The sequence below is a fragment of the Mitsuaria sp. TWR114 genome (assembly GCF_007997345.1).
Genome location: NZ_VOSR01000552.1, coordinates 1 through 3,623, shown reverse-complemented (window position 1 = coordinate 3,623; position 3,623 = coordinate 1). Strand labels below are relative to the sequence as shown.

Annotated in this window: 3 protein-coding genes and 1 pseudogene; all 4 read right to left on the bottom strand. The window is 70.2% G+C overall.

All coding sequences use genetic code 11. From position 1 onward, the window contains the following. Positions 1–1,096 (bottom strand): solute carrier family 23 protein (locus FUT87_RS19155; protein ID WP_147242058.1); only part of this gene is annotated, 1,096 nt, incomplete at its 3' end. A 353-nt stretch (positions 1,097–1,449) separates the two neighbouring features. After that, positions 1,450–2,078, bottom strand: a pseudogene (locus tag FUT87_RS19150) (TetR/AcrR family transcriptional regulator). A 67-nt stretch (positions 2,079–2,145) separates the two neighbouring features. Next, positions 2,146–2,406 (bottom strand): toxin-antitoxin system HicB family antitoxin, encoded by a 261-nt coding sequence (locus FUT87_RS19145; RefSeq protein ID WP_147242057.1) that lies wholly within the window; start codon positions 2,404–2,406, stop codon positions 2,146–2,148. Between the two features lie 13 nt (positions 2,407–2,419). Then, a complete protein-coding gene (locus tag FUT87_RS19140) occupies positions 2,420–3,343 on the bottom strand; it encodes an SPFH domain-containing protein (RefSeq protein ID WP_091730196.1) in 924 nt (307 codons plus the stop codon). Between the last annotated feature and the right edge of the window lie 280 nt (positions 3,344–3,623).

Below are 3,623 nucleotides of genomic sequence, written 5' to 3'. Positions count from 1 at the left end.
GCGCCGCGATCGCGATCAGGCCGAACACGACGATGCTGACGCCGCCCATCACCGCGAGCGGGATGGCCTGGATCAGCGCGCCGAACTTCGGCGAGAAACCCAGCACCAGCGCCATCAGCGCGGCGAAGACGAAGACGGCGGTCGAGTAGATGCGGGTCGCGGCCATGACGCCGACGTTCTCGGCGTAGGTGGTGACGCCGGTACCGCCGACCGCACCGCTGGCGATGGTCGCCAGGCCGTCACCGACGAAGGCCCGGCCCAGGAAGGGCGACATGTCGCGACCGGTCATCGCGCCCACGGCCTTCAGGTGGCCCAGGTTCTCGGCCACCAGGATCAGCGCCACCGGCGCGATCATCAGCATCGCCGCGCCGTCGAAGACCGGCGCATGGAAGCTGGGCAGCCCGAACCACGGCGCGGCCGCGACCTTGCTGAGGTCGATGGGCGTGCCCAGGCCGAAGCCGTTGGTCAGCAGCGCGTAGATCAGGCTGGCCTGCACCAGGCCGGCCAGGATCAGCAGCCGCTGCAGCATGCCGCGCGCATGCACCGCCACCAGCGCGACGCTGAGGAAGGTCGCGGCCTGCATCCAGGCGTCGAAGGGCGTCGGCGCCATGTTCTTGATGGGGACCGCCGCCAGGTTCAGGCCGATCACCGCCACCACCGCGCCGGTCACCACCGGCGGCATCAGTCGCTCGACCCAGCCGCTGCCGGTGGCCGAGACCAGCAGGCCGATCGCCGTGTACAGCACGCCGCAGGCGACGATGCCGCCCAGCGCCAGGGGCAGGTTGGGATTGGGGCCGCTGCCGGCATACCCGGTCGCGGCGATGACGACGCCGATGAACGCGAAGCTCGAGCCCAGGTAGCTCGGCACCCGGCCGCCGGTCAGGAAGAAGAACAGCAGCGTGCCCACGCCGCTCATCAGCACGGCGACGTTGGGATCGAAACCCATCAGCAGCGGCGCCAGCACGGTGGCACCGAACATGGCGATCACATGTTGCAGGCCGAGCGCCGCGGTCTGCGGCCAGGACAGGCGTTCATCGGGGGCAATCGCCTTCTCGGGGCCGACGGTCACGGGCCGCCAGCGCATCAACCACGCCATGGACTTTCCTCAACGGGACAAGCCAGGGAGTGTAAGGAGGCCCCATCACATCGCCACTCCGGGCATATCCCGTGACCAGGCGGCCCGGCGGAGGCTTGACGGGATGGCGCATGCGATGCACGCGCCGCCGCTCAGAACAGCACCATGTCGCGGTTGTGGCGCGGCAGCATGCGCAGCAGCCGGCGCCACGACACCCAGGCGCGCCACAGCGCGCCGCCGGTCAGCAGGCTCAGGATCAGCAGGATGGTCATGGCAAGGCTCCTCGGGCTCAGGGAAGGGGAAAACGGGGCAGTTCGCACGAGCGTGCGAAATTGAGGCAGCGATTGGGCGCAGGCGGGGGCATGGCGTGTGGGTCAGCGGGAGGCTTCGACGGCCGAGGTGGGCGGCGCCGTCAGCATCGGGGCCATCAGGCGCCGATAGCTGGTCCAGGCCCGCTCGACCGCATCCGGCGTGCGCAGGAAGCGCACTTCGCGGACCAGCGCGGTGAAGAGGCCGTCCAGCTCGAAGATCAGTTGATCGAGATCCGCGTCCTCGCGCAGCTGGCCCGCGTCCTGCGCCTGGACCAGCGTGCGGCGCAGCGTCGAGCGCCAGCGCCGGACACCGTCGAGCAGGCGTTCGCGCATGGCGTCATCGCGGTCGTCGTATTCGAAGGCGCCTGCCACGTACAGGCAGTTGCCGTGCGGCCCGCCGACGCGCCCCAACCAGGCGCGCACCATCGCGTCCATGCGGGGCAGGCCGCGCGCTCGCGCAGCGCCGGCAGGATGACCTCCTGCTGGAAGGTCTTCTCGAAGGCATCCAGCACCGCGGCCTGCAGCGCCTCCCGCGAGCCGATGCGCGAGAAGACACCGCTCTTGGACAGGTTCAGGCGCTTGGCGACCTCACCGATCGAGAGGCTGTCCAGGCCGTCGAGGCGGGCCATCTCCAGCGCGACATCGACGATGGCGCTCTGCGTCAGTTCGCTGCGGGCGGTCTTGGCTTCCATGACGCGCAAGTTAGCACGGTCGTGCGAAACCCGCCGCAGGCCCCGAATGCCACGGATGACGGCCGGGTTATTCGTCGCTGGAGTCGGCTTGTGGCGCCGTGTCGTCCATCGCCTGCCCGGTGTCCTCGGCAGCGCCGGCCGGAGGGCGTCCGCGACGCGCCGCCGGGGAAGGCGCCGGCTTGATGCCGCGGCGCTTGAGCGCCTCCCGCAGCAACAACTCGATCTGGGCGTTGGACGAGCGCAGCTCGATCGCGGCCAGCCGCTCGATCTCCTCCCATAGCGCGGGATCGAGGCGCAGCGGGAATTGCTTCTTCGCGGGACTGGCCATCTGCGCCCGCCGCTCAGTTGTAGAGCGTCCCAGCGTTCACGATGGGCTGCGTGTCCTTGTCGGAGCACAGCACCACCAGCAGGTTGGACACCATCGCCGCCTTGCGTTCGTCGTCGAGCTGGACGATCTCCCGCTCGCTCAGGCCCTTGAGCGCCTCCTCGACCATGCTGACCGCGCCGTGCACGATCTTCTTGCGGGCGCTGATGATGGCCTCGGCCTGCTGCCGGCGCAGCATCACCTGGGCGATCTCGGGGGCGTAGGCCAGGTGCGTGAGCATCGCCGTCTCGACGCTGACCCCCGCCGGCTGCAGGCGCGCCTGCAACTCCGCGATCATCGCGGCCATCACCTCGTCGGCGCCGGCGCGCAGGGTGATCTCGCGGCTGTCGAGGTCATCGCCCTCGTCGTAGGCGAATTGCGAGGCGACATGCCGGATCGCCGCCTCCGCCTGGATGCTGACGTACTGCTCGAAGTCGTCGACCTCGAACACGGCGCGGGCCGTGTCCTCGACCCGCCAGACCACGGCGGCGCTGATCTCGACCGGGTTGCCGCGCTTGTCGTTGACCTTCAGCGTCGGCGCGTCGAGGTTGCGGGCGCGCAGCGACAGGCGGCGCTTCATCATGAACAGCGGGATCGTCCAGCGCAGGCCGGGCGTGCGGTCGGTGCCGACGTAGCGGCCGAAGAGCGTCAGCACGCGGGCCTCGTTGGGCTGCTGGATGTACAGGCCGGTCAGCAAGATGACGCCGGTCACCACCAAGGCCAGCTGCGGCAGGCCGACCGCGTCATGGCCGAGCGCGGCGAAGCGCCAGATCGCGAAGGCCAGCAGGCCCAGGCCGATGAGCAGCGCGGCATAACCGTTGGCCGTGCCGGCGCGCCGCTCCAGCGGCGTCGGCGCCGCGCCGGGCGAGGGCTTGTTCTTCGGGACTGCGGTCGTGCTCATCAACAGCTCCTCCAAAAAGGTGATATCACTTTAAGCGCAACCGCCCCCGGCGCGCAAGGGCCGACGCGGAGCCACCCCCAAGAGAGGGGCCGGGCGAAGGGCCCGCAGAAAGCAGAAAGCGCCCGCGAGGGGCGCTTTCGAGAGGGCGCTTCGGAGGGAGCGCAGAGCGTCCGCGCTGGCGCGGCGCCCGTGGACGCTCAGCCCTTGCGGGCCAGCGGCAGCAGGAAGTTGGCCACGGCGATGCAGCGCTGGCCCAGTTCTTCCTCGCTGACGCGCAGGC